This window comes from Geojedonia litorea (assembly GCF_042654525.1).
GTDB lineage: Bacteria > Bacteroidota > Bacteroidia > Flavobacteriales > Flavobacteriaceae > Geojedonia > Geojedonia litorea.
Genome location: NZ_JBHSGP010000001.1, coordinates 1 through 1,938, shown reverse-complemented (window position 1 = coordinate 1,938; position 1,938 = coordinate 1). Strand labels below are relative to the sequence as shown.

The 1,938-nt window shown below is 48.8% G+C and carries 1 pseudogene; it reads right to left on the bottom strand.

The features are described from left to right. A pseudogene (locus tag ACFO5O_RS00005) lies at positions 1–1,938 on the bottom strand (hypothetical protein); the annotation flags it as partial.

The window sequence follows — 1,938 nt, the reverse complement described above, 5'->3', positions numbered from 1 at the left end:
CGGCTGCCGTTTCATCGGCATTGGTATAACCATCACCATCAGAATCGTTATTCGGGTCACTGTCATCCGCGTCATATTGGTCTACAACGCCATCGTTATCAGCATCGGCTGTGTTTGATTCTAAAGCGTCAATGGTACCATCACCATCGGTATCAGTAGTACCTTCAGCACCATCGTTAATACCGTCGCCATCGCTGTCTGCATTTAATGGGTCGGTGCCGTTGGTCGCTTCGTCCGTATCGGATACACCATCGTTATCATCATCGGTATCGGTAGCATCGCTGATGCCATCATTGTCGGTATCCAAAGGTTTGGAATTTGCATCCATAGGGTCGCTACCGGCTGCCGTTTCATCGGCATTGGTATAACCATCACCATCAGAATCGTTATTCGGGTCACTATCATCCGCGTCATATTGGTCTACAACGCCATCGTTATCAGCATCGGCTGTGTTTGATTCTAAAGCATCAATCGTACCATCACCATCGGTATCAGTAGTACCTTCAGCACCATCGTTAATACCGTCGCCATCGCTGTCTGCATTTAATGGGTCGGTGCCGTTGGTCGCTTCGTCCGTATCGGATACACCATCGTTATCATCATCGGTATCGGTAGCATCGCTGATGCCATCATTGTCGGTATCCAAAGGTTTGGAATTTGCATCCATAGGGTCGCTACCGGCTGCCGTTTCATCGGCATTGGTATAACCATCACCATCAGAATCGTTATTCGGGTCACTGTCATCCGCGTCATATTGGTCTACAACGCCATCGTTATCAGCATCGGCTGTGTTTGATTCTAAAGCATCAATCGTACCATCACCATCGGTATCAGTAGTACCTTCAGCACCATCGTTAATACCGTCGCCATCGCTGTCTGCATTTAATGGGTCGGTGCCGTTGGTCGCTTCGTCCGTATCGGATACTCCATCGTTATCATCATCGGTATCGGTGGCATCGCTGATGCCATCATTGTCGGTATCCAAAGGTTTGGAATTTGCATCCATAGGGTCGCTACCGGCTGCCGTTTCATCGGCATTGGTATAACCATCACCATCAGAATCGTTATTCGGGTCGCTGTCATCTGCATCATTTTGGTCTACAACGCCATCGTTATCAGCATCGGCTGTGTTTGATTCTAAAGCGTCAATGGTACCATCACCATCGGTATCAGTAGTACCTTCAGCACCATCGTTAATACCGTCGCCATCGCTGTCTGGGTTTAATGGGTCGGTGCCATTGGTTGCTTCGTCCGTATCGGATACACCATCGTTATCATCATCGGTATCGGTAGCATCGCTGATGCCATCGTTGTCGGTATCTTGTGGTACATCGTTACTATCTGATGGATTAGTTCCTGCTGCGGTTTCATCGGCGTTACCGTAACCATCACCATCTGTATCATTGTTTGGGTCGCTATCATCTGCGTCATTTTGGTCTACAACGCCATCGTTATCGGCATCGGCTGTGTTGGATTCTAGTGCATCAATCGTACCATCACCATCGGTATCTGTCGTACCTTCAGCTCCATCGTTAATGCCGTCGCCATCGCTGTCTGCGTTTAATGGGTCTGTGCCGTTGCTGGCTTCATCTGTATCTGAAACACCGTCGTTATCATCATCGGTATCGGTGGCATCGCTGATACCATCGTTGTCGGTATCCAAAGGTTTGGAATTTGCATCCATAGGGTCGCTATCAGCTGCGGTTTCATCGGCATTACCGTAACCATCTCCATCTGTATCGTTGTTTGGGTCGCTGTCATCTGCATCATTTTGGTCTACAACGCCATCGTTATCGGCATCGGAGGTATTAGATTCTAAAGCATCAATCGTACCATCACCATCGGTATCAGTAGTACCTTCAGCACCATCGTTAATACCGTCGCCATCGCTGTCTGCATTTAATGGGTCGGTGCCGTTGGTCGCTTCGTCCGTATCGG